Annotated in this window: 22 protein-coding genes and 1 pseudogene; 12 read left to right on the forward strand and 11 right to left on the reverse strand. The window is 72.2% G+C overall.

Features of this window, described 5'->3' with window-relative positions; genetic code table 11:
• Positions 1-43: 43 nt before the first annotated feature.
• The 3 genes and pseudogenes from ACFYQQ_RS26005 to ACFYQQ_RS26015 all read left to right on the forward strand — a co-directional run bounded on the left by ACFYQQ_RS26005 (position 44) and on the right by ACFYQQ_RS26015 (position 3,401).
• On the forward strand, positions 44-1,261 hold the full coding sequence (locus ACFYQQ_RS26005; protein ID WP_355794185.1) for a cytochrome P450: 1,218 nt from the start codon (positions 44-46) through the stop codon (positions 1,259-1,261).
• A 123-nt stretch (positions 1,262-1,384) separates the two neighbouring features.
• Positions 1,385-1,818, forward strand: a pseudogene (locus tag ACFYQQ_RS26010) (glutaredoxin domain-containing protein).
• A 242-nt stretch (positions 1,819-2,060) separates the two neighbouring features.
• Complete coding sequence (locus ACFYQQ_RS26015; protein ID WP_356167879.1) at positions 2,061-3,401, forward strand: hypothetical protein; 1,341 nt, start codon at positions 2,061-2,063, stop codon at positions 3,399-3,401.
• A gap of 68 nt (positions 3,402-3,469) precedes the next feature.
• Here ACFYQQ_RS26015 and ACFYQQ_RS26020 read toward each other — a convergent pair whose 3' ends face one another.
• Both ACFYQQ_RS26020 and ACFYQQ_RS26025 read right to left on the reverse strand, forming a co-directional pair.
• Positions 3,470-5,536: an NAD(+) synthase gene (locus tag ACFYQQ_RS26020; RefSeq protein WP_356167877.1), complete on the reverse strand. Its 2,067-nt coding sequence runs from the start codon at positions 5,534-5,536 to the stop codon at positions 3,470-3,472.
• Positions 5,537-5,826: 290 nt separating this feature from the next.
• Positions 5,827-6,186 carry a DUF6204 family protein gene (locus ACFYQQ_RS26025; protein WP_355793236.1) on the reverse strand — a complete coding sequence of 120 codons (360 nt, stop codon included), beginning with the start codon at positions 6,184-6,186 and terminating at the stop codon, positions 5,827-5,829.
• 236 nt (positions 6,187-6,422) lie between these two features.
• On the opposite strand from ACFYQQ_RS26025, the gene ACFYQQ_RS26030 reads away from it, so the two are divergent.
• Positions 6,423-8,285, forward strand: a complete 1,863-nt coding sequence (locus tag ACFYQQ_RS26030; RefSeq protein ID WP_355793234.1) for a PAS domain S-box protein — start codon at positions 6,423-6,425, stop codon at positions 8,283-8,285.
• On the opposite strand, the gene ACFYQQ_RS26035 is transcribed toward ACFYQQ_RS26030, so the two are convergent.
• A complete protein-coding gene (locus ACFYQQ_RS26035) occupies positions 8,231-9,883 on the reverse strand; it encodes an MFS transporter (RefSeq protein ID WP_388905265.1) in 1,653 nt (550 codons plus the stop codon). The two genes, ACFYQQ_RS26030 and ACFYQQ_RS26035, sit on opposite strands and share 55 nt — an antisense overlap.
• 158 nt (positions 9,884-10,041) lie before the next feature.
• On the opposite strand from ACFYQQ_RS26035, the gene ACFYQQ_RS26040 reads away from it, so the two are divergent.
• Positions 10,042-10,635 (forward strand): XRE family transcriptional regulator, encoded by a 594-nt coding sequence (locus tag ACFYQQ_RS26040; protein WP_355787362.1) that lies wholly within the window; start codon positions 10,042-10,044, stop codon positions 10,633-10,635.
• 32 nt (positions 10,636-10,667) lie between these two features.
• Here ACFYQQ_RS26040 and ACFYQQ_RS26045 read toward each other — a convergent pair whose 3' ends face one another.
• The 4 genes from ACFYQQ_RS26045 to ACFYQQ_RS26060 all read right to left on the reverse strand — a co-directional run bounded on the left by ACFYQQ_RS26045 (position 10,668) and on the right by ACFYQQ_RS26060 (position 12,160).
• Complete coding sequence (locus ACFYQQ_RS26045; protein WP_355787365.1) at positions 10,668-11,162, reverse strand: GNAT family N-acetyltransferase; 495 nt, start codon at positions 11,160-11,162, stop codon at positions 10,668-10,670.
• A 70-nt stretch (positions 11,163-11,232) separates the two neighbouring features.
• Positions 11,233-11,571, reverse strand: a complete 339-nt coding sequence (locus tag ACFYQQ_RS26050; RefSeq protein ID WP_355787368.1) for an NUDIX hydrolase — start codon at positions 11,569-11,571, stop codon at positions 11,233-11,235.
• Entirely contained in the window at positions 11,546-11,710 is a 165-nt protein-coding gene (locus tag ACFYQQ_RS26055) for a hypothetical protein (RefSeq protein WP_355787371.1), read from the reverse strand. The genes ACFYQQ_RS26050 and ACFYQQ_RS26055 overlap by 26 nt, the downstream gene beginning before the upstream one ends.
• Positions 11,711-11,989: 279 nt before the next feature.
• A complete protein-coding gene (locus tag ACFYQQ_RS26060) occupies positions 11,990-12,160 on the reverse strand; it encodes a DUF5670 family protein (protein WP_355787373.1) in 171 nt (56 codons plus the stop codon).
• Between the two features lie 537 nt (positions 12,161-12,697).
• Between ACFYQQ_RS26060 and ACFYQQ_RS26065 the strand changes: the two genes are divergently transcribed.
• The 3 genes from ACFYQQ_RS26065 to ACFYQQ_RS26075 are packed head-to-tail and all read left to right on the forward strand — an operon-like array spanning position 12,698 to position 15,251.
• A complete protein-coding gene (locus tag ACFYQQ_RS26065; protein WP_355787376.1) occupies positions 12,698-12,982 on the forward strand; it encodes a hypothetical protein in 285 nt (94 codons plus the stop codon).
• Entirely contained in the window at positions 12,975-14,027 is a 1,053-nt protein-coding gene (locus tag ACFYQQ_RS26070; protein ID WP_355787379.1) for a polyprenyl synthetase family protein, read from the forward strand. The genes ACFYQQ_RS26065 and ACFYQQ_RS26070 overlap by 8 nt, the downstream gene beginning before the upstream one ends.
• Before the next feature lie 60 nt (positions 14,028-14,087).
• A complete protein-coding gene (locus ACFYQQ_RS26075; protein WP_355787382.1) occupies positions 14,088-15,251 on the forward strand; it encodes an oxygenase MpaB family protein in 1,164 nt (387 codons plus the stop codon).
• Positions 15,252-15,309: 58 nt separating this feature from the next.
• Here ACFYQQ_RS26075 and ACFYQQ_RS26080 read toward each other — a convergent pair whose 3' ends face one another.
• Positions 15,310-15,918: a sigma-70 family RNA polymerase sigma factor gene (locus ACFYQQ_RS26080; RefSeq protein WP_355794432.1), complete on the reverse strand. Its 609-nt coding sequence runs from the start codon at positions 15,916-15,918 to the stop codon at positions 15,310-15,312.
• 77 nt (positions 15,919-15,995) lie between these two features.
• Between ACFYQQ_RS26080 and ACFYQQ_RS26085 the strand changes: the two genes are divergently transcribed.
• From ACFYQQ_RS26085 to ACFYQQ_RS26095, 3 genes are all read left to right on the forward strand, one after another.
• Complete coding sequence (locus tag ACFYQQ_RS26085; protein WP_355794431.1) at positions 15,996-16,832, forward strand: alpha/beta hydrolase; 837 nt, start codon at positions 15,996-15,998, stop codon at positions 16,830-16,832.
• Between the two features lie 491 nt (positions 16,833-17,323).
• Positions 17,324-19,015 (forward strand): molybdopterin-dependent oxidoreductase, encoded by a 1,692-nt coding sequence (locus ACFYQQ_RS26090; RefSeq protein ID WP_388905269.1) that lies wholly within the window; start codon positions 17,324-17,326, stop codon positions 19,013-19,015.
• An 84-nt stretch (positions 19,016-19,099) separates the two neighbouring features.
• Positions 19,100-19,756, forward strand: coding sequence for a fasciclin domain-containing protein (locus ACFYQQ_RS26095; protein WP_356240723.1), 657 nt, complete (start codon positions 19,100-19,102; stop codon positions 19,754-19,756).
• Between the two features lie 140 nt (positions 19,757-19,896).
• Here ACFYQQ_RS26095 and ACFYQQ_RS26100 read toward each other — a convergent pair whose 3' ends face one another.
• Positions 19,897-20,604, reverse strand: a complete 708-nt coding sequence (locus ACFYQQ_RS26100; protein ID WP_356240720.1) for an SDR family NAD(P)-dependent oxidoreductase — start codon at positions 20,602-20,604, stop codon at positions 19,897-19,899.
• A gap of 101 nt (positions 20,605-20,705) precedes the next feature.
• Between ACFYQQ_RS26100 and ACFYQQ_RS26105 the strand changes: the two genes are divergently transcribed.
• A complete protein-coding gene (locus tag ACFYQQ_RS26105; protein ID WP_388905272.1) occupies positions 20,706-21,545 on the forward strand; it encodes a helix-turn-helix transcriptional regulator in 840 nt (279 codons plus the stop codon).
• 73 nt (positions 21,546-21,618) lie between these two features.
• Here the strand turns inward: ACFYQQ_RS26105 and ACFYQQ_RS26110 are convergent, their stop codons facing one another.
• Both ACFYQQ_RS26110 and ACFYQQ_RS26115 read right to left on the reverse strand, forming a co-directional pair.
• Complete coding sequence (locus tag ACFYQQ_RS26110; protein ID WP_388905274.1) at positions 21,619-22,188, reverse strand: CAP domain-containing protein; 570 nt, start codon at positions 22,186-22,188, stop codon at positions 21,619-21,621.
• Between the two features lie 319 nt (positions 22,189-22,507).
• Positions 22,508-23,431, reverse strand: coding sequence for an alpha/beta fold hydrolase (locus ACFYQQ_RS26115; protein WP_388905276.1), 924 nt, complete (start codon positions 23,429-23,431; stop codon positions 22,508-22,510).
• Between the last annotated feature and the right edge of the window lie 76 nt (positions 23,432-23,507).

A 23,507-nucleotide genomic window follows, 5' to 3' on the forward strand; every position in this document is an offset into this window, starting at 1 on the left:
CGGACCCACCCACCCCGTCCAGCCGCCTTCCGCCGGAGCCGCCATGTCCGAGTCACCGGTTATCGACCTCCCGACGCCCACCAGCGCCGCCGACCCCTTCGCCGCCGAACACCTGGAGAACCCCGAACCCCTGCACCGCGCGCTGCGCGAGGCCGGTCCCGTCGTCCACCTGACCCGCTACAACGTCCACGCCCTGGCCCGGTACCGCGAGGTGCACGCCGCTCTCGTCGACTGGCAGAACTTCCAGTCCGGGGCGGGCGTGGGCCTCGCCGACTTCCGCCGCGAGAAGCCCTGGCGGACGCCGAGCCTGTTGCTGGAGGCCGACCCGCCGCACCACGACGCCCCGCGGCGCGTACTGCGCGAGATCCTCGCCCCACCGGTGCTGCGCCGGCTGAGCGAGACATGGCAGCGGGTCGCCGACGAACTCGTCGAGACGGTCCTGGCCGAACGGGGGCCGCGATTCGACGCGTTTGAGGCACTCGCCGTGGCCTTCCCGCTGCGGGTCTTCCCCGACGCGGTGGGCCTGGGGCCCGAAGGACGCGAAAACCTTCTGCCCTACGGGAACATGGCCTTCAACGCCTTCGGACCCGCCAACGAGCTCGTGACGGCCGACGCGCACCGGGCCGCCGGACTGACCACCTGGGTGAACGCCCGGTGCGCGCGGGAAGCCCTCGGCGAGGACGGTTTCGGCGCCCGCATCTGGGCCGCCGCCGACCGGGGCGAACTCACGCACGAACAGGCGCCCTTGGTGGTGCGCTCACTGCTCACCGCCGGCGTCGACACCACGGTGCACGGCCTCGCCGCGACCCTCCACGCCTTCGCCACCCATCCGGACTCGTGGCAACGGCTGCGCGAGCGGCCCGGGTTGGCGCGGGTGGCGTTCGACGAGGCGGTCCGCCGGCAATCGCCCGTGCAGACCTTCTTCCGCACCGCCACGACGGACGTGACCATCGCCGGGACGGTCGTCCCGGAAGGCTCCAAGGTCCTCATGTTCCTCGGATCGGCCAACCGGGACCCGGCCCGCTGGACCGACCCCGACCGCTTCGACCTCACGCGCGACCCCTCCGGCCATGTCGGCTTCGGCATGGGCATCCACCAGTGCGTCGGGCAGCACGTCGCCCGCCTGGAGGCTGAGACGCTCCTTACCGCCCTCGTCCGCAAGGTGGACCGCATCGAGCCGGATGGTGACCCGCGGCGGCACCTCAACAACACCCTGCGCTCGTGGGCGTCCCTCCCGGTGCGGATTCGCCCCGCGGCCTGAACTTCGTACCGCCTCACCACGCGACCGTACACGGCCCCAACCGGCTTGGGGTGTACGGGAGTTGGCGCGACGGCAGACCCCGCCCGCGGCCCCGCGCACATGTCACCGATAGCCTGCGTCGTCATGATGCGTGCGTGGATCCTGCCGGCGGTGTTGGCGCTCTGCGGTGCCGCCATGGTGGCGGGTCCGGTGGGCAGGGGGAGTTCGGGGTCGCCGTGCCCCTCCTGCTGCTGTTCCTCGGGCTCGCCGGACTGCACTCGCCGCTGCCGTTCCCCCGGTCGCTGAGCGCGGCCGAGGCGCGACGCCGCAGCGCGGCCGACGGCCGGCCGATCGTGTACTGGCGGGCCGGCTGCATGTACTGCCTCCGCCTGCGCATCCGGCTGTGGCGCGGCGCCCGCGGTGCGCACTGGGTCGACATCTGGCGTGATCCGGCCGGCGCCGCCGCGGTGAGGGCGGTCAACGACGGAAACGAGACGGTGCCGACGGTCGTGGTCGCGGGCCGGCCGCACGTCAACCCCGATCCCGCGTGGGTGCGTGCACAGCTGCGCTCACGGTGAGGACGCGGGGAGGAGCAGCGGCCGGAGACGGTGTCACCGGCCGCTCCCACGGCCTGCCCGATGATCATCCGTCGGCCGTTGTTCGTCGTCACGACTCCGTGCGGTAGCCGGGAGTTGGGGCGTCGGCTACAGCCTTCTCGACGGCATCGGCCGTCGTGGCGGATGCCGTCGAGCCGAGCCGACGAAAGGCACCGACCGTGCGCTTTCCCTCCCCGTCGTCCACCCGCGGGACCACCCTGGCCGTGGCGACGGCGCTGCTGTCGTCCCTGGCGGCAGGCGTGCCCGCCCACGCCGTGACCTACGGGACGCCGACGATCAAACTCTCCTCCGCGTACCTCTCGGGAGCCGTCGGCGCCACGGCCGACCCCACCGTCACCGTGACCGTCGCGCAGAGCGGCGCCGACGTCTCCGCGCTGACGGTCACCGCGTCGAAGACCACCTCGTCGTCCGTCGCGGGCACCACCGACATCACGGTCACCGGCACCGGCGGAACACGTACGCTCGGCGTGACCGCCCACTCCCGCGGCCGCACCGACCTCACGCTCAAGGTCACCGGGCTCGGAGGCAAGACCGCGACCACCACCCTGCACTACGCCGCGTCGCCTGCCGTCCAGCACTCCGCGGACGCCCGCTACCTGACCGGCGCCAGCGACGCCTCGGCAGCGGTGGACGTCGGCGGCGGCCACCTCCTCGTCGCCAACGACGAGGACAACACCCTGCGGCTCTACAACGGATCCGTCTCCGGGGCCCCGGTCAGGACGTGGAACCTCGACTCCGCCCTCGGCGCGGACAAGGAGGCCGACATCGAGGGCGGCACCCTGGTGGGCAACACGGTCTACTGGACGGGATCGCTCGGCAACAACAAGGACGGCGAGTACCGGGCCGACCGGAACACGGTCTTCACCACCACGCTCTCCGGGTCCGGCGCCGCCACGACCCTGACCTTCGGCAGCGCCTACCACGGCCTCCGTGACGACCTGGTGCGCTGGGACCGCGCGGGCGGCGACCGCCTCGGCTTCGCGGACGGCACCGCCGCCGGCTCCGTCCCCAAGGCGGTCGACGGGTTCAACGTGGAGGGCCTGGAGTTCGCGCCCGGCAGCACCACCACGGCGTACGTCGGCTTCCGCGCGCCGCTGGTGCCCCCGGCGACGGACGGCGACGCCCTGCTCGTCCCGGTCACCAACTTCGACAAGGTCGTCAAGGGAACCGGTGCGGTCTTCGGCGCGCCCGTCGAACTGGACCTGGACGGCCTGTCCGTCCGTGACATCCGCCGCAACGCCCTGAACCAGTACCTGATCCTGGCCGGGTCCTGGGCCGCGGACGACAACAGCGACCCCTACGCCCTGTACTCGTGGGACGGGGTGGCCGGGCACCAGCCGGTCAGAGTGCTCGACCTGCCGACGTCCGACGCGGGCGGCTGGGAGGCCATCGCGGCGGTGCCGGACCTCACGCAGCCCGGTGCGCGCGTCCAGCTGGTCACCGACGACGGCGACGCCGACCTGTACGGGGACGGCACGGCCGCCAAGGACCTCGACCACCCGGAGTGGCAGAAGTCCCGCAGCACCTGGTTCACCCTCGGCTGAGGAGCGAACCCGCGGCCGTCCGGTCACGTCGCCGCCGTGACCGGACGGCTCGTCCGGACCGACGTCCGTCAGTCGGCGTGCGTCTCGGTTCCCCCCGGCTCACCGGGGTTGTTCCAGCGGGCCAGGTCGCGCAGCCAGGCCTGGGCCGTGCTGTCGGACGGCGCCCGCCAGTCACCGCGCGGTGAGAGGGAGCCGCCGGCCGACACCTTCGGCCCGTTCGGCATGGCCGACCGCTTGAACTGCGCGAAGCCGAAGAAGCGACGGCAGAAGACCTCCAGCCAGCGCCAGATCTCCGCGAGGTCGTACTCGCCGCGCTTCGGCTCGGGGAAGTTGGTCGGCCAGACGCCCGCGTCCTTGTCGTGCCAGGCGTGCCAGGCGAGGAAGGCGATCTTCGACGGCCGGAACCCGTACCGCAGCACGTGGAACAGCGTGAAGTCGTGCAGCGCGTACGGCCCGATCTTGGACTCCGTGGACTGCATCTCGTCGCCGGGCACGAGCTCGGGGCTGATCTCCGTGTCCAGGATCGCCGTCAGCGTCCGGCCGGTCTCCTCGTCGAACTGCTCACTGCCGACGACCCAGCGGATCAGGTGCTGGATGAGTGTCTTCGGCACACCGGAGTTGACGTTGTAGTGGCTCATCTGGTCGCCGACGCCGTACGTGCACCAGCCGAGCGCCAGCTCGGACAGATCACCGGTGCCGAGCACGATGCCGTCGCGCTGGTTCGCGAGCCGGAACAGGTAGTCGGTCCGCAGCCCCGCCTGCACGTTCTCGAAGGTGATGTCGTAGACCGGCTCGCCTGAGGAGAACGGGTGGTCCATCTCCTTGAGCATGAGCCGGGCGGTGGGCGAGATGTCGATCTCGGCCGCGGTGATACCGAGCGAGCGCATCAGCTTGTGCGCGTTGTCCTTGGTGTGGTCGCTGGTCGCGAAACCCGGCAGGGTGAAGCCGAGGATGTCGCTGCGCGGGCGGCCCGCGCGGTCCATCGCCCGGGCGGCGACGATGAGCGCGTGCGTGGAGTCGAGGCCTCCCGAGACGCCGATCACGACCTTGGGGCCGCCGATCGACGCGAGCCGCTGCTGGAGCCCCGCCACCTGGATGTTGTAGGCCTCGTAGCAGTCCTGAGCGAGCCGGTCGGCGTCGGCGGGCACGAAGGGGAAGCGCTCCACCCGGCGCTTGAGCCCGAGGTCCGCCGACGGCGGGTCGAGCCGGAACTCCACCTGCCGGAAGCTGTCGGTGCGCGCGGCGTGTGCACGGCGGTTGTCGTCGAAGGTGCCCATCCGCTGACGTTCCTGCCGCAGCAGGTCCAGGTCCACGTCGGCCACGGCGTACCGGTCGTCCTGCGGGAAGCGTTCGGTCTCCGCCAGCAGGACCCCGTTCTCGTAGATCATGGTCTGGCCGTCCCACGACAGGTCGGTCGTGGACTCGCCGAGGCCGGCCGCCGCGTACACGTACGCGGCCAGGCAGCGTGAGGACGCGGAGCGGCAGAGCATCCGCCGGTCCTCGGCCCGGCCGACCGTGATGGGGCTGCCGGAGAGGTTGGCCAGCACGGTCGCGCCCGCCAGCGCGGCCTCGGCGCTCGGCGGCACCGGCACCCACATGTCCTCGCAGATCTCCACGTGCAGCACCAGGCCGGGCACGTCCTGCGCCGCGAACAGCAGGTCGACGCCGAACGGCACGCTCTCGCCGCCGACGCGGATGCTCGCGCCGCGCTCGTCGTCGCCCGCGGCGATCTGCCGCCGCTCGTAGAACTCCCGGTAGTTCGGCACATAGGACTTGGGCGCGATGCCGAGAATGCGCCCGCGGTGCACGACCACCGCGCAGTTGTAGACACGGTGCCGGTAGCGCAGCGGGGCGCCCACCACGAGCACCGTCATCAGGTCCGCCGAGCCGGCCACCACGATCTGGAGGGCTTCCTCGACCTCGTCGAGCACGGAGTCCTGGAGCAGGAGGTCCTCGATCGAGTAGCCGGACAGGCACAGCTCGGGGAAGATCGCGACGGCGACCCCCTCGTCCGCGCACCGGCGCCCCTGCCGCAGCACCGCCTCCGCGTTGGCGGGCGGGTCGGCGATGGCGGCATGGCCGGTGCACGCGGCGATCCGCGCGAATCCGTGCTGATAGAGCGACCAGAAGTTCATCGAGACTCCGCATCCGTCCATGTCCTGCGTCACGGTCCGGTGGTGCGCGTACCCGGAACGTCCGTGATCACAGACTAAACGGTGGTCATCACAGGGTGAAAAAGAGCACTCGTGCCGGAGTGGCCGCCCGCTGACCAGCGCGTGTTCCGCCGTAGAGACCCCGGGGCGGGCCTCGGGGGACGGCCTGCGACCGTCGGCGCCCGGAGGACTCGCGCCGTGCGGCAGAGCGGCCGAACGATTGTCCCCACGACGCCGACGGTGACGGCGTGCTCAAGGCCGCCCTGGAACGGTCAGGTGTCCTGCCGGGCCGCGGCGCGGCGCTGCCGTTTGCCCAGCGGTGCCTGGGAGAGGTCCTCGGCGCTGCTCCTGAGGTTCTTGTGGCCGTACCCCCGCTCGGCCAGCCACGTCTTGGCCGCCTCCTCGGCGCGCTCGGTCGCCTCCAGGATGTCCTCCTCGGCCTCTCCGGAGTCCTGGAAGCGGAACGTGAAGGCGGACCGTGCGGCCAGGTCGTAGCTGAGGTGGCCCTCGGGAGTGAAGGCCGCCCGCAGGACGTCGTGGTCCGCCGCACGGGACAGGAGCTCGGCCCGCTGCTCGGGAGTCAGGTCGGCGAAGACACCGCGGACGGTGACACGGAAGATGCGCGTACTCATCCCCCGAACCTAGTCACCGCGACCGGCGCGGTTCCACCGAGTTTCCACCGGTCGGGACACCTTGCCGAAAGGTTCCGGCGCCGCAGTCGTCTGCGACCGGTACGGGCTCGTTCAGGAAGAGACGTGTCACAAACGAACGTTTGTCGACAAGCCACCTGCGCCGCGGCCGGTTGATGCTGGAATGTTCCATGCACTCGGGCAGGCACAAGGCATCCCCCAGACCTCACGCGATCCCCGTGACCGAGGAGCCCTTCCGCGCACTGCTGGAGGCGGCCCCCGACGCGATGGTGATCGTGGACGACGCCGGGGTGATCCGTCTGGTCAACGCCCAGACGGAATCCCTGTTCGGCTATCCCCGCACTGAACTGCTCGGGCGCCCCGTCGAGATCCTGGTGCCGCAGCGTTTCCGCGCCCAGCATCCGGGCCACCGCCTGGGCTACTCCGACAACCAGCAGGTCCGCCCCATGGGCGCGAACCTCGAACTGTACGGACTGCGCAGGGACGGGGCCGAGTTCCCGGTCGAGATCAGCATCAGCCCGCTGCAGACGCCCGACGGACTCCTCATCTCCGCCGCCGTGCGCGACGTCAGCGAACGTCAGGCGGCGGAAGCACGTTTCCGTGCCCTGCTGGAGGCCGCACCGGACGCCATCGTCATCGTGGACGACGGCGGCACCATCCAGCTGGTCAACGCCCAGACGGAGACCCTGTTCGGCTACGGACGAGAGGAACTCCTCGGCCGTCAGGTGGAGATGCTGGTCCCGCAGCGTTTCCACCGGTACCACCCCACCCACCGGCACGGCTACGTCGACAACCGCCGCGTTCGCCCCATGGGCGCGGGCCTGAACCTGCACGGGCTGCGCAAGGACGGCGGCGAGTTCCCCGTGGAGATCAGCCTCAGCCCGCTGGAGACCCCGGAGGGCACCCTCGTCTCCGCGGCCATCCGGGACGTCAGCGAGCGCAAGGCCGCCGAGGCCCAACTGGCCCAACTCTACGAGCAGCAGCGCCACGTCGCTCTGACCCTCCAGCGCAGCCTCATGGGCTCACCCGCCCCGCTGCCCGGGATGGACACCTCCAGTCGTTACTTCCCCGCACGCCATGGCGCGGGGGTGGGCGGGGACTGGTTCGACCTGATCGCCCTCGGCGGCGGCCGCGTGGGAGTGCTGATCGGCGACGTCATGGGCCGTGGCCTGGAGGCGGCCGCCGTCATGGGCCAGCTGCGGTCGGCCTCACACGCCCTGGCCAAGACCGGTATGCCGCCCTGGCAGTTGATGCGCGCCCTGGACGCGGTCGTCAGCGAGATGCCCGACCAGCTCGTCACCTGCTGCTACATGATTCTCGATCCGGACGAGAGCGCCCTGACCGTCTGTTCCGCCGGACACCTGCCCGTGCTGGAGGTGGACGCCGCCGGACGGGTCCGCAGACTCCCGGTCCCGGTCAGCGTGCCGCTGGGCGTCGGCGAGGTGCCCCACCAGGAGACCCGGCTGACGGTGCCTCCGGACTCGGTGCTGGCCCTCTACACCGACGGCTTGGTGGAGACCCCCACCAGCGACATCGAGGAGCAACTCGGGGCCCTCGCCGTGGCGTTGGAAAAGGCCGTCAGTGCCACCCCTTGTCTGGAACAGGCCGCAGACGCCGTACTCGCCGCCCTGCTGCCCGACCCCCAGGACTACGCGGACGACGTGACCCTGCTGCTCACCCGGATCCCTCCGGCGCCGCTCACCGCCGTGTCCGCACTGCTGTCCGCGCAGCCGGTGAGTGTGGGGGAGGGGCGCCGCTTCCTGCGCCGTATCCTGCGGGACTGGGACTGCGAGGACCTGACCGACACCGCCTGCCTGCTGGCCTCCGAACTCCTCGCCAACTCGGTGCGTCACGCGTGTGACCCCCTGCGGCTGCGGCTGCGCCGCACCAGGGACGAGCTCAACATCGAGGTCTGCGACGGCAGTCCGGTGCTGCCGCAGGCCAGGACGGCGGCGCTCGACGAGGAGTCGGGGCGCGGTCTGGCGCTGCTGGACCAACTGGCTTTGTCCTGGGGCACGTTGCCCACTCAGGAGGGCAAGGCCGTGTGGTTCTCGCTTCCCCTGCTTGATTGCGGTCCCTGAGAGGCCTCGCGTGAGTCGTCAGCCGGGACGTCGGACGGGGCGGCGGGACGGTGCTCGGGGCCGCGAGTGAGGACGTAGAGGAAGAGCGCCGCCATGACGGCGACACCGGTCCACATGGCGTGCTGCCAGCCCTCGACGAACGACTCCTCGGCCGCCCGGATCAGGGCCTCCCTCTGTGGCCCCGCCCGGTCGGCGACGGCCAGCGCGTTGGAGACGCCTTCGCGTGCGGTGTCGGCGACGCCGTCCGGAACGCCGGACAGCCGGGAGTCGACGGCGTCGCGGTAGCCGGAGGCCAGGAGCGCTCCCAGCAGGGCGACGCCGAGTGCGGTGCCGAGTTCGCGGGTGACGTCGTTGAGCGCGGACGCGACGCCCTGGCGCTCCCGCGGGAGGGCCCCGGTGAGGGCCTCCGTGGACGGTGTCATCGACAGGCCCATGCCGGCGCCCATGGCGAGCATGCCGGGAAGGACGGACGGGTAGCCGCCTTCGACGGAGACCATGGCGGCCATGAGGGCGAGCCCGGCACCGGCCAGGAGGATGCCCGCGGCCAAGACCGTAAGGGCGCCGACGCGCGCTACCAGGTGCGGGGCGAGGCCCGAGGACGCCATCATGAGCACGGCCATCGGCATCAGGGCGAGCGTGGACAGGAGTCCCGACCAGCCGAGGACGGCCTGGAGGAACGGGAAGAGGACCACGAAGATGCCCGCCTGCACGCCGAAGACGGCCAGGAGCGTGACCGAGCCGCCGGCCAGACCTCGCTCCCGGAACAGGCGCACGTCGAGGAGCGCGGTGTCCCGGCGGCGCAGCTCCCAGGCCACGAAGACGCCGGCGGCGAGGACACCGACGGCCAGGCCGAGCAGGGTGGCGGGCGCGGTCCACCCGGCCTCCGGTCCTTCCTGGAGGGCGTAGACGAGGCCGGCGACGGCGACGACGGAGGTCAGCGCGCCCACCGTGTCGAAGGAGTGCCCGGTCTTCTCGCGGGAGTCGGGGACAGAGCGCAGGGTCAGGACGAGGGCCACGACGACGAGCGCGACGGGCAGGGCGAACAGCCAGCGCCAGCTCGCGACGTCGACCAGAGCGGCGGAGAGGAACATGCCAAGGATGCCGCCACCGCCGGCCACCCCGGTCCATACGCCGATCGCCCGTCCTCGTTCCTCCGCCGGAAAGGTGGAGGTGATGACGGCGAGGGTGATGGGCATGATCATCGCCGCGCCGACTCCGCTGAACAGGCGCGCGGTGAGCATGACTTCGGCCGACGGGGCGAGCCCTGCGACGGCGTTGGCGACGCCGAAGACGGCGAGACCGGTGAGGAGCATGGGCTTACGGCCCAGCCGGTCGCCGATGGCACCGAGCGGCAGCAGCAGCGCCGCCAGGCTGAGCGTGTAGATGTTGATGATCCACAGGACCGTGCTCTGCGAGGCGCCGAAGGCCACAGCGAGATCGGACTGGGCGACGTTGAGGCCGGACACCGATGCGATGACGGCCATCAGCGCGACGCAGACGGCGGTCAGGATCGCGCGCCGCTGCCGTGCATCGGGTCCTTCCTTGCCGGGGGCGCCTGCCGGGGTGTCGCTGACCTGCGGAGACGGGTCGGTACTCATGGAGTCCTCTCGGGGGGCGTGCGTAGGGCGGGACCCGGACGGCCTCGCGCAGAACCCGGCCGCCCGAAAAGGTGCGGGTAGGGGATAGAGGGGGCGTCGCCGACCGGGACACGGACGACGCTAAGCACCCCTTGCATCCAGGGCATACACTTTTGCCTATGACGCAAGACGATGGTGAGCTGGACAGCCTGGTACGCAAAAGGATCCGGGCCCTGCGCGTGGCTCAGGGCTGGTCACTGGAGGAGCTGGCCGCCCGTGCCAAGGTCAGCCAGTCCACCCTCAGCCGCATCGAGAACGGCCACCGCCGTCTCGCCCTGGACCAGCTCGTCACCATCGCCCGCGCCCTGGACACCTCCCTCGACCAGCTCGTCGAGAGCGCAACCGACGATGTCGTCTCCAACCCGGTCGTCGACGCCGCCCACGCGCGCATGCACTGGTCGGTCAAGGCGGAGCCGGGGATGACGGTCGTACGTCAGCGCATGACCAGCCCGCCGCCCGACAGCCCTTCGCGCATGCGTGCCCACCCGGGCCGTGAGTGGCTCGTGGTCCTGTCCGGCACCGCGGTCCTGCTGCTGGGCAACCGGCGCTTCCGTATCGAGACCAACCAGGCGGCGGAGTTCCCCACCATGCTTCCGCACGCCATCGGGGCGGAGGGCGGACCCTGCGAGATCCTGGGCATCTTCGACCGTGACGCCCGCCGGGGTCACCAGCGCGGCGAGGACACCGGCGGACCGGGCGGCACATCACCGTGAGCTGTCTCTCCGCCCGTACGGCCCAGGAGTGACTACGGGGCCGGTTCGGAGAGGCGGCGGTGGTAGCGGATGCCGGGGCGTCCGCTGAGTGTGGTGTCACCGACGACGGTGAACCCGTTACGGGCGAGGACCCTCTGCGAGGCCGGGTTGTCGGTCGTGGTGCGCGCGACGAGGGACGTCAGCCCGTAGGCCGCGGCGGCGAGCCCGCACACCTCGGCGACCGCGGCGGTCGCGACGCCCCGTCCCGTTGCGTGTTCCCCGATGCGGTAACCGAGTTCGGCGTTCCCGTCCTGGACGTCCACGAGGTTGACCCGGCCCAGAAGGTCGCCCCGCTCGTCCACCACGACGTGGAAGTGGCAGGCGCGGGTGTCCTGTTCGGCGAGGAGGGCGCGGTGGCGAGCCGCGAACTCGCTGAAGTAGGCGTCGCCGCGGTCCGGGATGCTCCGGGCGAAGAATTCCCGGTTCTCCCGCTCGAACGCCAGCAACGCCGGTGCGTGGTCGGCCCGCAACCGCTCCAGCTTCGTCATCCCGGCAGCATACGACCCGGCGATCACGTTGCGCCGGGGTCCGGGACAAACCCGGCCGGGGGCAGGCCGATCACGTACGGGTGAGCCGGGCGAGGTAGGTGTCCAGGGCCCGCACGCGACCGGGCAGGGCCGCACGGAGGTCCCACCAACGGATCGCGGAGATCTCCGCATTGGGGCGAAAGGCGCGTACGGCGGCGGTGTGGCCCGTGAAGAGGGCGGCGTACTCGACGCGCCCGTCGGGTGTCAGCGAGAAGCGGGGCCGGCCGGTGAAGCGCAACGGCTCACGGCTCGACTGGCCGCTCTCCTCGCGCAGTTCACGCACGGCCGCCTGGCGAGGGGTCTCACCGTCCTCGATGCCGCCGCCGGGGAGTTCCCAGGAACGCCTACCGGTCGAAGACCAGCAGCACACGCCCGGCGTGCCACAGGGCGACCAGGGCGGCCGGTAACGGAGCGTCGTCGGGCGGTGCTTCCTCATCCCCCGGGTGGAGGGAAAGCAGGGCGTTGCCGCGGTCGTCGGCGGCGAGTGGTGGGGCACCGTTACCGGACATGAGCTCAGGATCCCCGGCCGGACGCCGGAGCGCGAGATGCCCGACGGCTCCTCGGCACACATCGCCGGGGCCTGATCCGGGACCGGCCCCTGGTGGAGGTGCCGGGGTTCCCATGCCGGCGCAGGTGTCGGCCCCGGACCAGACCAGCCGCGTACCCGGCAGCGGGGTGCCGATACAGGAACTTTGTGCAAAAGACGTGAGAGTGCTCCGCGCACACGGGTAGGGGCGCACCGATCGTCGGTGCGCCCCTACCCGTTTCGCGGTGGCCGTCAGCCGCTGCTACCAGCGGTACCAACGGCCTCGGCTGCCGCCTGCCCCGGTGGAGCGGGCGAAGAAGCCGACGAGCCAGATCACCAGGACGATCACGGCGATCCACCACAGTGCCTTCAGGGCGAACCCGGCACCGAAGAGGATCAGAGCGAGCAGAAGTACGAGAAGCAGGGGAACCATAGTTATCAACCTCCGTTCCGCCGTGTGCCCCGCCGAACCACCCGCACACCTGGAAGTTTTATGCGTTTCTTATCACCGAGCCGGGGCATCCGGAGACGTCGCCCACCCGCCGTGCGGTGCCCGGGCCGCCGCGTGAGGGGGGCGCACAGCCGACGCACATCCAGGGCGTTCGACCGGCGTATACGCGGGTAGACGGCGGCCATGTTCTTCTTCAGCAATCGCGTCGGCTGTCTGGGGTCCCTGCTGATCAGCGTCGTGGCCACCCTCCTCCTCTGGCTGCTCCTGAGCCGCTGACGTCCGCCCCCTCCGGCCCCGGTCCCCGCCGGACGGCCCGACCTGCGGCGGAGACGCGCCGCGCCGGCACTCGTACAGGCGTCGGTGGCACGTCAGTCCGCCAGGTCACCCGATGGGTGATCTTCCCCGTGTCGCCGGGCGGGCCCGGTCAGTCTCGTAGCGGGAACTCGGTGCCGCCGCCCCCGTCCCGCAGCCGGACGTCGTGCTGCGGACCCGCGGCGGCCGCAAGCAGAGGGGGACGGCGTGACGGACGAGACCGGACGAGCACGGGACGCGGGACACAGTGACGTGCTGCTGCTGGGCGCGGGCGTGGCGGACCTGGCCATCGGCGCGATGAGCACCGTCGTGGGAGGCCTGCGCGGACTGCTGGGCCGCTCCGACGTGGTGGAACTGGCCGAAGAGGGCCGGAAGGACCTCAAGGCGCGCGGTCAGCTCGCACTGGACCGCTACGCCGCACGGCCCCCGGCGCACATGGAGGTGCTCGCCCGCCACGCGGCAGCCCGGCGCGCCGGCGGCGCCGATGACTGAGGGCAGCGCCCACACCGCCCTCAAGGCCCGGGTCGACCGGGTGCTGCGCGACTTCGTGCGCCAGGAGGCCGACCTCCTCCTGGACATCGACGAGCGACTCGCGCCGGTGGCCGAACAGCTGGAGATCGCCACCCGTCACGGCAAGCGGCTCCGGGCGGCCTTCTGCTACTGGGGCTGGCGGGCGGCCGGACAGCCGGACAGTGACGCCCTCATGCGGGCGGCGGCCTCGATGGAACTCGTGCACGCGGCGGCGGTCGTCCACGACGACCTCATCGACGCGAGCAGCATCCGGCACGGCCTGCCGACCGCGCATCGCGCTCTGCGCGCCGTCACCTCCGAGGGCCCCCGCCCCAAGGCGGCCGCCCGTTGGCTGGCCATGCTCGTGGGGGATCTGCTGATGTCCTGGGCCGGGCAGCTGTTCACCAACTGCGGCCTGCCCGCCGCCTACCTCTCGCGGGCCCGCCCCGCGTGGGCGGTCCTGGCCAGGGAGCTGGTGGCCGGCGAGTGCCTGGAGATCCTGCGCACCGGCCGGCCGCCGGACACCGACACGTCGCTGAAGGTCATCCGCTACAAGACCGCCAAGTACACCGTCGAACACCCCCTGCACATCGGGGGTCTGCTCGCCGGGGCGCGCGGCGGGCTGCTGGAGGCGTACTCCGACTACGGACTGCCGCTGGGGGAGGCCTTCCAGCTGCGGGACGACCTGCTGGGCCTGTTCGGCGACCCGGCGCGCACCGGGAAGGCCAACGCGGACGACCTCATCGCCCGCCGCCCCACCGCCCTGTTGGCGCAGACGTGGCAGAGCGCGTCGGCGGCCGAGCGGGAAGAACTGACGCGGCTGCTGGGGCGGCGCGACCTCGACCAGGACGGCGTGTGCCGGGTGCGGGAGATCATGCACGGCGCCGGTGCCCCCGCCCGCATCGAGGCGATGATCGCCGAGCGGATCGCCGTCGCCGCCGCCGTCCTGCACGACACGGACCTGCCTCCGGAAGCCGGCCGTGCCCTCGGCCACCTGGCGCAGACGGCCACCGCCCGCCGGCACTGACATCCCGCCGCGCCCCTACGTGCGCGCGGCTCCTTCGTGACAACCCGCAAGGAGTCCCAGATGGTCTACACCGAGCAGTCCCTGCAAGCGCTGCGGGAGGCGGGCGACGAACTGGCCGACGCCACCGTGGCGACCCTCTTCGAGCGGGGCGAGGTCGGCAAGTTCAACACCCTCATGCGCTACTTCTCCACCGCCGGTCAGGAGTTGCCCGACGGACTGCCGGAGGTCGCCCGCGCCTACCTGCACGAGACGGCGGCCCCGCCCTCCTGGGTGGACTGGGCGGAGATGGAGAAAGCACGGCTGTTCTTCATCGACAACAACGTGCACATCTCCACCGCACTGTCCTTCGCCTCCATGCCGGCCTGTTACGTCGTGCCGCACGTCGCCAGGCTCCTGTCCGCGACGCACGGCCTGAGCTACCCCTCCAAACGGATGGCGGAGACAGGGCAGTTCACCGTCCATCTCATGCAGCCGGACGCCTTCGAGGCAGGCGGCCGCTTCGTCCCCGCCGCGCAGAAGGTGCGCCTGCTGCACGCCTCCATCCGCCACCACCTGCGCCGCGAGGGATGCGGGGACACGGAGAGCCCGGGCGTCCCGATCTGCCAGGAGGACATGATCGGAGGACAGATGATGTTCTCCATCCAGGCCTTGGACGCCCTGCACCGGCTCGGCATCCACATGAGCACGGAGGGCGCCGAGTCCTACTACTACGCGTGGCGCGTGGTGGGCGCCATGCTGGGCGTCGACCAGGAACACGTACCGCAGGACCTCGAACAGGCCCGCCAGTTCTCCGACTTGTACATGACCCGCCACATGGGCCCCTCGGAGGAGGGCGCCCACCTCACCCGTCAACTCCTCGACCTGTACGAGGAGGTCGTCCCCGGGACCCTCTTCGATCCCGTCGTCGGCGCCCTCATCCGCTATCTCGTCGGCGACACCTGCGCCGACTGGCTCCAGGTGCCCCGCACCCCCTGGGACACGGCGGTCAAGGCAGCCCCCGCTCTGCTGGGCGCCCTGGAGGCGATCGAGGACAGCTCCCCGCTGGGAGCCTGGGCACTGGACCGCCTCGGCCACCTGACGACCCGCTTCGAACTCAGCTCACTGACCCGAGGCCGCGTGATGCACTACGCGATCCCCGAACACCTCAAGAAGGCCTACGACGTCCCGACCGCGGTGCCCCGCACCCGCCGCTGGACACCGCCCGCCCCCACCCTCGCCCCCTGAGACCGGGCGCGGACGGCAACCGTTCCGGTCACCGGGACCGGCCCGTCGGGACCCGTGCTCAGACGTCGCCCCGGAACCAGTCGCGCTGGATCCGGTGCGCGAGGGCACGGCGCACCGACGCCGAACCGGTGGCGGCGGCGGTGTTCTTCCCAGGCACGTCGAGGCGGCGGCTGATCTCGTCGTACGCCCTGCGGTAACCGCCGGGCAGCTCGCCCCGACCCGACCGCAGGTCCTCCTCCACCAGACGGCGCAGCTCGTCGACGCTCTCGGGAGTGAAGCGCCTCCTGCCGCGGGCGAGGGCCTGGACGCGCTGCGTGCAACGGGCGTCGTCGCCGCATGACTCGGAGATCGCGTCGGCGAGCGCCCACAGCCGCCCTTCGAGCCAGGGAGCGTCGTCCTGGTCCAGGGTGAGGTCCACCGTCGGAGACGCGTCGCGGCCCTGGTGCCTGGTCAACTGCTTGGACACGGCGGGCTGGCTCATCCCGGTGAGGCGGGCGATCTTCTCCTGGGTCCAGCCGAAACCGGCGAAGACGGGGATCAACTCGGCGCGCAGCGCCCGCATCTCCTCGCCCGCGCGGATGATCTCGTTGATACCGGCCAGCATCGCCTCGGCCTGCTTCTCGCTCAGCGCCGAGGGGTCCGCGTGTTCCCTGTCTCCACCTGCCATGCCTTGGTTATACACCCTGGCCGCATCGGGTCATAACCGGGTTGTAAAACCTGGTTATAGCTGTCAGGATCCCGGCCATGCCCACCTTCCTCGCACCCGACGGAACCCGCCTCGCCTACCGCACCGCGGGCAGCGGCCCTCCGCTGATCTGCGTCCCCGGCGGTCCCGCCGACTCCCGCTACCTCGGCGACCTCGGCGGCCTCTCCGCACACCGCCGCCTGATCGTCGCGGACCTGCGCGGCACCGGCCGTTCCGCGAAGCCCGCGGACACCTCGACCTATCGTTGCGACCGTCTGGTCGACGACATCGAGGCGCTGCGCGGGCACCTGGACCTGCCCCGCGTCGACCTGCTCGGCCACTCCGCCGGCACGAACGTCGCCGTCCAGTACGCGGCCCGTCACCCGGAGCGCCTGCACACCCTCGTCCTTGTCGGCCCGAGCACCCGCGCCGTCGGCCTGGAGATCACCGGGCGAACGCGGCGCGACCTCGCCCGACTGCGCAGCGGGGAACCGTGGTTCGCGTCGGCGTACACGGCCCTGGAGACGCTCACCGAAGGCGCCGATGGTGACCCGGAGGCCATCACACCCTTCTTCTACGGCCGTTGGGACGACGCCGCGCGTCAGCACCACAGCGCCGGCCGGCCGCGTAACGAGGACGCGGTCGCCCACTTCGCCGCGGAGGGCGCCTTCACCCCGCGCGCCACCCGGGAGGCGCTCGCCGCCTGCCCGGCGCCGGTCCTGCTGCTCACCGGCGAGTACGACGTCAACAGCCCTCCGCGGTCGGTGGCGGAGCTGGCGGCGCTGTTCCCGGACGCGCGGCTGGAGGTGCAGCCGGCCGCGGGCCACTACCCGTGGCTCGACGACGCCGGGCGGTTCGTTGCGGTGACGGAGGCGTTCCTGGCGCGGCACGGGTGAGGCGGCACAGTTCTCGGTGAACAGCCCTCAGGTCCACCCGAGTTACTCACGCGGCCTCGCTCCGACACCCCATTGCGTGGACCCTGTTGCCTCACTTCCTCCTCGTGGATGCGATCCCCGAGCCCCTGAGACCTCCATTCGGCCGGAGGGCGGAAGCCGCGGGCGGGACAGCTGCGGGCGGCGGCCGTCCTCGCCACCGCCACCGCGCCCCCGCCCGTCAACCACTCGCGGCCAGGTTCACCCTCGCCCTCCGTGGCCCCATGACCGTCGCCCGTGCAACGGCGCGCTGTACGAGGCGGTCGGGTGGAGAGGGCGTATACGCAGGTCAGGTGGCGCGCTCGCGGCGATGACGGTGCTCGGCGGGGCGCGCCGGCGGAGGGCGCGCGAGGGTTTCATCCGTTGCCGCGGGCGCCGCGGATTGGTCGGTTAGCCAATTAAATCCCTTTCGGCCCGACACCAATCCGGCTCCCGCCCCGGACCGGATTCCCCACGTGAGGACAGAGCAGAACGACCGGCAACCACCCGCACTCTGGGCGCGGCTCCTTCTCGGCGCGCTCAGCGGGTTCCTGGCCGGTTTCGCCGCCCTGGCGGTCGCGGAGCTGGTGTCCGCGGCGGTGCGCCCGCAGGCGGGTCCGGTCGTCGCCGTCGGGGGTGCGGCGATCGACCGCACGCCCGCCCCGGTGAAGGACTGGGCCATCCGCCACTTCGGCACCGACGACAAACTCGTCCTGCAACTGGGCATCGTCGCCGCGCTGACCCTGCTCGCACTGGCACTCGGGATCCTGGCGGTCCGTCACCGCCGCCTGGGAGCAGCCGGGGTGCTCCTCTTCGGAGTCGTCGGAGCCGTGGCGGCCACCAGCCGTCCCGACTCCACCGGTCTCGGAGACGCCCTGCCCTCGGTCGTCGGCGCCCTCGCCGGTGCGCTGCTGCTCTACCTGCTGATCGGAAGGCTGTACGCACCCGCCCCGCACGCCGTCGGCGCGGCGTCGACGGCGCCCGCCGAGGACCCGGCGCCGCACGACGGCACCGGCTCGCCCGAGGCGTCCGGAGCCGGATCGCCCGCACGGGCCGGGGACGAGGCGGGCGGACGCGGCTGGGACCGCCGGGGATTCGTCATCGCGGCGACCGCCGCCGCAGCCGTGTCCGCCGGCGCCGGACTGTGGGGCCGCTCGCTCAACGGCCGTACCGGCAAGGAGGCGGTCGCCTCGCGCGACCGGCTCGTCCTGCCCGCGCCCTCCTCCGCCGCACCGCCCGTCCCCAGGGGAGCCGGGCTGCGCGTGGCCGGCGTGAGCCCGTTCGTGACGCCCACCAAGGACTTCTACCGGGTGGACACCGCTCTGGTCGTACCGAAGGTGGACGCGACGAACTGGCGGCTGCGGATCCACGGAAAGGGCGTGGCCCGTCCGACGACGCTCACCTTCGAGGACCTGCTCCGCCGTGAACTCGTCGAGCGGCACATCACGTTGACGTGCGTGTCGAACGAGGTCGGCGGCCCGTACGTGGGCAACGCGCGCTGGATCGGGGTCCGGCTCGCGGACCTCCTGGGCGAGTGCGGTGTCCGGCCGCCCTCGCGCGGCGGACCGGCCGATCAGCTGGTGGCCCGCTCGGTCGACGGCATGACCATCGGCAGCCCGGTCGAGGACGTCATGGACGGCCGCGACGCGCTGCTGGCGGTGGGCATGAACGGCGAACCGCTGCCCTTCGAGCACGGGTTCCCGGTCCGCATGCTGGTGCCCGGCCTGTACGGGTACGTGTCGGCCTGCAAGTGGATCGAGGACATCGAGCTGACCACGTTCGACGCCTACGACCCGTACTGGGTCAAGCGCAAGTGGGCCCGGAAGGCGCCGATCAAGACGCAGTCCCGGATCGACACCCCCAAGCCGTTCGCCCGTCCCGCGGCCGGCGCGGTCATGGTCGCCGGGGTCGCCTGGGCCCAGCACCGGGGCGTCGACCGGGTCGAGGTCCGCGTGGACGACGGCCCCTGGCAGCAGGCGGACCTGGCCGCCGAGGACACCCGCGACACCTGGCGCCAGTGGTCCTTCCCCTGGAAGGCGACCCGAGGCGCCCACACCCTGACCGTGCGCGCCACCGACCGCAGCGGCCGGGTGCAGACCGACCGGCGCACCCGCACCATCCCGGACGGGGCCAGCGGTCGCCACTCGGTGGTGGTCACCGTCGACTGACCACGCCCACAAGCCACTTCAACCGATTCATCAAGCACATCCCTACGCAGCGTTTCCTACGCAACATCCGACTGGAGAACCGTCATGAACACTCGTATCCGCCGCACCGCCGTCACCGTCGCCGCAGTCGCCATGCTGCCGATCGCGCTGACCGCCTGTTCCGACGACAGCAAGGACTCCGGATCGTCCGGCTCGTCGAAGACCTCCGCCTCCGCGGCGGCCACCGACACCTCGGCCGGCGGCACCGCCGACGAGATGAGCTCCGACGAGCCGTTCGGCCCGGCCTGCGCCTCGGTGCCCAAGGACGGCGCGGGCTCCTTCGACGGCATGGCCAAGGACCCGGTGGCCACCGCCGCCTCCAACAACCCGGCCCTGTCCACGCTGGTCACGGCCGTGAAGAAGGCCGGTCTGGTCGACACGCTCAACAACGCGGAGAACATCACCGTGTTCGCGCCGACCAACGACGCCTTCGCGAAGATCCCGAAGGCCGACCTGGACAAGGTCCTCAACGACAAGGCGCAGCTGACGAAGATCCTCACCTACCACGTCGTCGGCCAGAAGCTCACCCCCAAGGACCTGGAGAACGGCTCCTTCCCGACGCTGGAGAAGTCCAAGCTGACCACCTCGGGCTCCGGTGAGTCCTACACCGTGAACGACTCCGCCAAGGTCGTCTGCGGCAACGTCAAGACCGCCAACGCCAACGTCTACATCATCGACACCGTGCTGATGCCCAAGAGCTGACGCAGGTCGACAGCGGCGCCGCCGGGCTCAGGTCCCGGCGGCGCCGCGCCACGGTCCTCCTGTGACGGGGAGAGAAGGGGGGGGCGGGGCATCTCGTGCCCCGCCCCCCTGTCCCCGCCGCGGGCGGTCCCGCCTCCGCTTCACCAGGGCAGGGGGCCCTCCGCGTCGAAGTAGCCGCCCGTCGGTCCCTCGGGGCCGGTCATCGCCATCCGGACGATGATCTCGGCGCCCTCCTCGACGGTCTGCGTGCCGGTGTGCCCGTTCAGGTCGGTCGCGGTGTACCCGGGCTCGACGGCGTTGATCCGCATGCCGGGGAACGCCTTCGCGTACTGCACGGTGACCATGTTCAGCGCGGCCTTCGAGGCCGGGTAGGCGACCCCTGGATACGCGTACGTCGGCGTGCCCGCGGAACTCACCGCGGTCAGGGAGGCCAGCCCGCTGCTGACGTTCACCACGACCGGCGCGGCGGAACGCGCCAGCAGGGGCAGGAACGCGTGCAGGACACGCACCGTGCCGAAGACGTTCGTCTCGAACAGCGGACGCATCAGGTCCGCGGTCAGCTCCGCGGCGCCCACCACGCCGCCCTGCGGGGTGCGCCCCTCGATGCCGGCGTTGTTGACCAGCACGTCCAGTCCGCCGTCGGCTTCGACCCTCTTCGCCGCCGCCGTCACGGACTCCTCGTCGGTGACGTCGATGAGCAGCGGCCGGGCACCCAGCCGCTCGGCGGCCCGCCGCCCGCGCTCGGCGTCCCGGCTGCCCACGTACACGGTGTGACCGGCCGCGACGAGCCGTCGCGCGGTCTCGAAACCCAGGCCCTTGTTGGCTCCGGTGATCAGTGTTGTCGTCATGCCCCAAGACTCGGCCGCCGCGGTTCGCACAGCCAGATGCCCAGGCTTCCTGGGACCAGCGGTACCAGGCACCCCCGTCCCCCGCGCGGCACACTGGGCGCATGGCGACGGCGGAGTTCGGACAGGCGGTACGGCGCTGGCGTGACCGCGTCTCACCCGAGAGCGCCGGGCTGCCCGCCGGCGGCCAGCGGCGCGCGGCCGGGCTGCGCCGGGAGGAGCTGGCCCTGCTGGCCGGGATCTCCGTCGACTACGTCACCCGCCTCGAACAGGGCCGCGCCTCCCACCCCTCGGCGCAGGTCGTCGCCGCCCTGGCCCGGGCGCTGCGGCTGTCCGACACCGAGCGCTCCCACCTGTTCCGGCTGGCCGGGCTGGCACCGCCGGGACCCGAGACGGTGCCCGGCCACCTCACCCCGAGCGTCCAGCGGATGCTGGACCGGCTCACCGGCACCCCCGTCGCCGTCTACGACGCGGCCTGGACACTGCTGGTGGCCAACGCCGCGTACGCCGCGCTGATGGGTGACGTCTCGGGGTGGCGCGGCCACCAGCGCAACGGCGTGTGGCGCAACTTCCTCGGCCCCGGCGGCCGGGTGCGGCACACCCCGGACGAGCGGCGCGCGTTCGAGGCCGCGCTGGTCGCCGACCTGCGTGCGGCCGCCGACCGCTATCCGGCGGACCCCGGACTGCGGCGTCTGGTGGGGGAACTGCGCTCCGGCAGCGCCCGCTTCGCCGAGCTGTGGGACTCCGGCGCGGTCGGACACCACCGGGCCGCCCGCAAGACCATCGACCATCCGCAGACGGGCGCCCTGACCCTGGACTGCGACGTGCTCACCGTCGCGGGCAGCGACCTGCGCATCATGGTCTACACGGCCGAGCCCGGCACCCCCGACGCCGAGCGCCTCGCCCTGCTCACCGTCCTGGGCACCCAGACGCTCGTCGGCTGACCGGGCACGGGAGCGGCCAGAGGCACACTCGCGGCAGCCCGTGCCGCTCGCCGGTCGGCCACCGGTTCCCCGCTCAGCGGGCGGAGGCGAGTACCAGCGTCCACCAGGAGCCGCGGCGCCCGGCCCGGACGCCGGCACCGGCATCGTCGTACCCGCAGTTCAGGACGATGGAGCGGTGCGGCGGGCTGTCCATCCAGGCGTCGACGGCGGCCCTGGGCGTGGCGGGTCCGGCGGTGATGTTCTCGCCCGCCTGACCGAACCGGTATCCGGCCGCCCGCAGCCGGCTCGCCGTGGTGCTGCCACCGCTTCCGGTGTGGGACAGCCGCCCGTGCCGGGCCATGTCCGCGCTGTGCCGGCGGGCGGCCCGGCCGAGCGCGCCGTTCGGGTGCACGGGCGGGCAGCCGGCGCGGTCGCGGTACCGGTTGACGGCCGCGATCACGGCGGCCTCGGAGGAGGCGCGCAGCACGGGCAGAGCAGGCGGCCAGCGACCCGTCACGGCGGGCGGCACCCACAAGGGGACCGGCTGGCGGGGCGGCGGCCAGGGCACCGGCGGGGGCCCGGCCCAGGACGGCACCGCGAGGGCGCACAGGAACGCGACCGCGGCGAGAGCGACCGCGGTGACCGACCGGATGCGGAACACCATTTCGTCCCCCTTCTCGACAGGGTCCACAGGCCTTGCGAGGCCGGTGGGTACGCGGACACGAGGTCCGGTCATTCTCGGGCGCCGTACGGCGGTGCCGCCGCCGCGGCCGGTCCGTCCGGAGTAACACCGCCACCCCGCACCGCCGGTCGCCCACCCCGACCGGGCGCGGAGCCCGTACGTCCGCCACTCCGGGCCGGGCACGCGGGCCGCAAGCCGCGGCCACGTACCTTGTGCGCACGCCCCCGGCCGTCCTGAACAGGCACCGAGTCCGCCGTTCGTCCGCCGGCCCCGGAGTGGGACCGGCGGACGACGCGTTGTCCTAGAGGGCGCCGCCCCGCGATAGGGTGGTCTCCCGTACAAAGCGCTGGACCCCCTCGGCGAACGGTCGGGGCTCCTCCACGTGCCCCATGTGACCGCTGTTCTCCAGGACCAGCAGGCGGGAGTCGGGGATCAGTTCGGCCAGTTCGAGGCCCCAGCGCATGCCGCAGATCACGTCGTGCCGGCCCACGATCACCAGAGCCGGTACCGCCAGGTCCTTCAGCGCGGCACGGTCGTCGACGACGTCGGGAGCGAGGTCCTCGTCCAGGCCCGAGATGTGGGTGGCCCGGATCGCGTCCCGGAACGGGGTGTACCGCTCGACGTCGCCCCAGTAGTCGGCGAAGTAGGACGGCAGTACGCCTTTGGCCACCGCCTCGGTCTGCTCGTCGCTCTCGATGGCGGACATGGCGGCGAACGCGGCCAGCACGCCGGGCAGTTCGGGATGCCCGGCGTGGCGGGCCGCGAACGCCTCGACCATGCGGGCGGCCTCGGCGCCGTGCTCCGGGCCGGTCACGGGGGAGCCCTCGTACAGCACGACGCCGGCCAGCTGCCCGGAGCGGTGCAGGGCGTGGTGGGCGGCGACGAATGCGCCGTGCGAGTGCCCCAGCAGGTGCACCTTCGGCACGCCGAGCCGGTTGGTGAGTATCTGCAGGAAGCGGCTGTAGCGCTCGCGCGTGTATCCGTGCGGGTGCGAAGGCAGACGGCTGTCCTGGGCGGTGCCGACGGGTTCGACGTACACCATGGTCAGGTGTGCCTCGAGGGCGGGCATGCGCAGGTACTCCCAGGAGATGCCGGGGCCGCCCGGGTGGGCCACGCACACCGGCCCCGTGCCGTGGACGTGGTACCGCTGGACCACGCCGCCCAGTCGGTAGGTGTGGGTGCCGGGGGAGAGGGCCGGCTCTGTGTGCGCGCTGGTCGTGTCCATCGGGACCTCCGTGCGGTGTGTGGGTTTCTGACACCGACACGAGAGTTCGCCCGCCGATAAGTTCGATGGTCGACGT

Source organism: Streptomyces sp. NPDC005496 (assembly GCF_042872045.1).
Taxonomy (GTDB): domain Bacteria; phylum Actinomycetota; class Actinomycetes; order Streptomycetales; family Streptomycetaceae; genus Streptomyces.

What these genes read in the sequence shown, in the direction of transcription:
- ACFYQQ_RS26005 (WP_355794185.1), top strand. Translation starts at nt 44, where the DNA reads ATGTCCGAGTCACCGGTTATCGACCTCCCGACGCCCACCAGCGCCGCC.
- ACFYQQ_RS26020 (WP_356167877.1), bottom strand. Translation starts at nt 5,536, where the DNA reads ATGAACTTCTGGTCGCTCTATCAGCACGGATTCGCGCGGATCGCCGCG.
- ACFYQQ_RS26025 (WP_355793236.1), bottom strand. Translation starts at nt 6,186, where the DNA reads ATGAGTACGCGCATCTTCCGTGTCACCGTCCGCGGTGTCTTCGCCGAC.
- ACFYQQ_RS26035 (WP_388905265.1), bottom strand. Translation starts at nt 9,883, where the DNA reads ATGAGTACCGACCCGTCTCCGCAGGTCAGCGACACCCCGGCAGGCGCC.
- ACFYQQ_RS26040 (WP_355787362.1), top strand. Translation starts at nt 10,042, where the DNA reads ATGACGCAAGACGATGGTGAGCTGGACAGCCTGGTACGCAAAAGGATC.
- ACFYQQ_RS26045 (WP_355787365.1), bottom strand. Translation starts at nt 11,162, where the DNA reads ATGACGAAGCTGGAGCGGTTGCGGGCCGACCACGCACCGGCGTTGCTG.
- ACFYQQ_RS26055 (WP_355787371.1), bottom strand. Translation starts at nt 11,710, where the DNA reads ATGTCCGGTAACGGTGCCCCACCACTCGCCGCCGACGACCGCGGCAAC.
- ACFYQQ_RS26060 (WP_355787373.1), bottom strand. Translation starts at nt 12,160, where the DNA reads ATGGTTCCCCTGCTTCTCGTACTTCTGCTCGCTCTGATCCTCTTCGGT.
- ACFYQQ_RS26070 (WP_355787379.1), top strand. Translation starts at nt 12,975, where the DNA reads ATGACTGAGGGCAGCGCCCACACCGCCCTCAAGGCCCGGGTCGACCGG.
- ACFYQQ_RS26075 (WP_355787382.1), top strand. Translation starts at nt 14,088, where the DNA reads ATGGTCTACACCGAGCAGTCCCTGCAAGCGCTGCGGGAGGCGGGCGAC.
- ACFYQQ_RS26080 (WP_355794432.1), bottom strand. Translation starts at nt 15,918, where the DNA reads ATGGCAGGTGGAGACAGGGAACACGCGGACCCCTCGGCGCTGAGCGAG.
- ACFYQQ_RS26085 (WP_355794431.1), top strand. Translation starts at nt 15,996, where the DNA reads ATGCCCACCTTCCTCGCACCCGACGGAACCCGCCTCGCCTACCGCACC.
- ACFYQQ_RS26095 (WP_356240723.1), top strand. Translation starts at nt 19,100, where the DNA reads ATGAACACTCGTATCCGCCGCACCGCCGTCACCGTCGCCGCAGTCGCC.
- ACFYQQ_RS26100 (WP_356240720.1), bottom strand. Translation starts at nt 20,604, where the DNA reads ATGACGACAACACTGATCACCGGAGCCAACAAGGGCCTGGGTTTCGAG.
- ACFYQQ_RS26105 (WP_388905272.1), top strand. Translation starts at nt 20,706, where the DNA reads ATGGCGACGGCGGAGTTCGGACAGGCGGTACGGCGCTGGCGTGACCGC.
- ACFYQQ_RS26110 (WP_388905274.1), bottom strand. Translation starts at nt 22,188, where the DNA reads ATGGTGTTCCGCATCCGGTCGGTCACCGCGGTCGCTCTCGCCGCGGTC.
- ACFYQQ_RS26115 (WP_388905276.1), bottom strand. Translation starts at nt 23,431, where the DNA reads ATGGACACGACCAGCGCGCACACAGAGCCGGCCCTCTCCCCCGGCACC.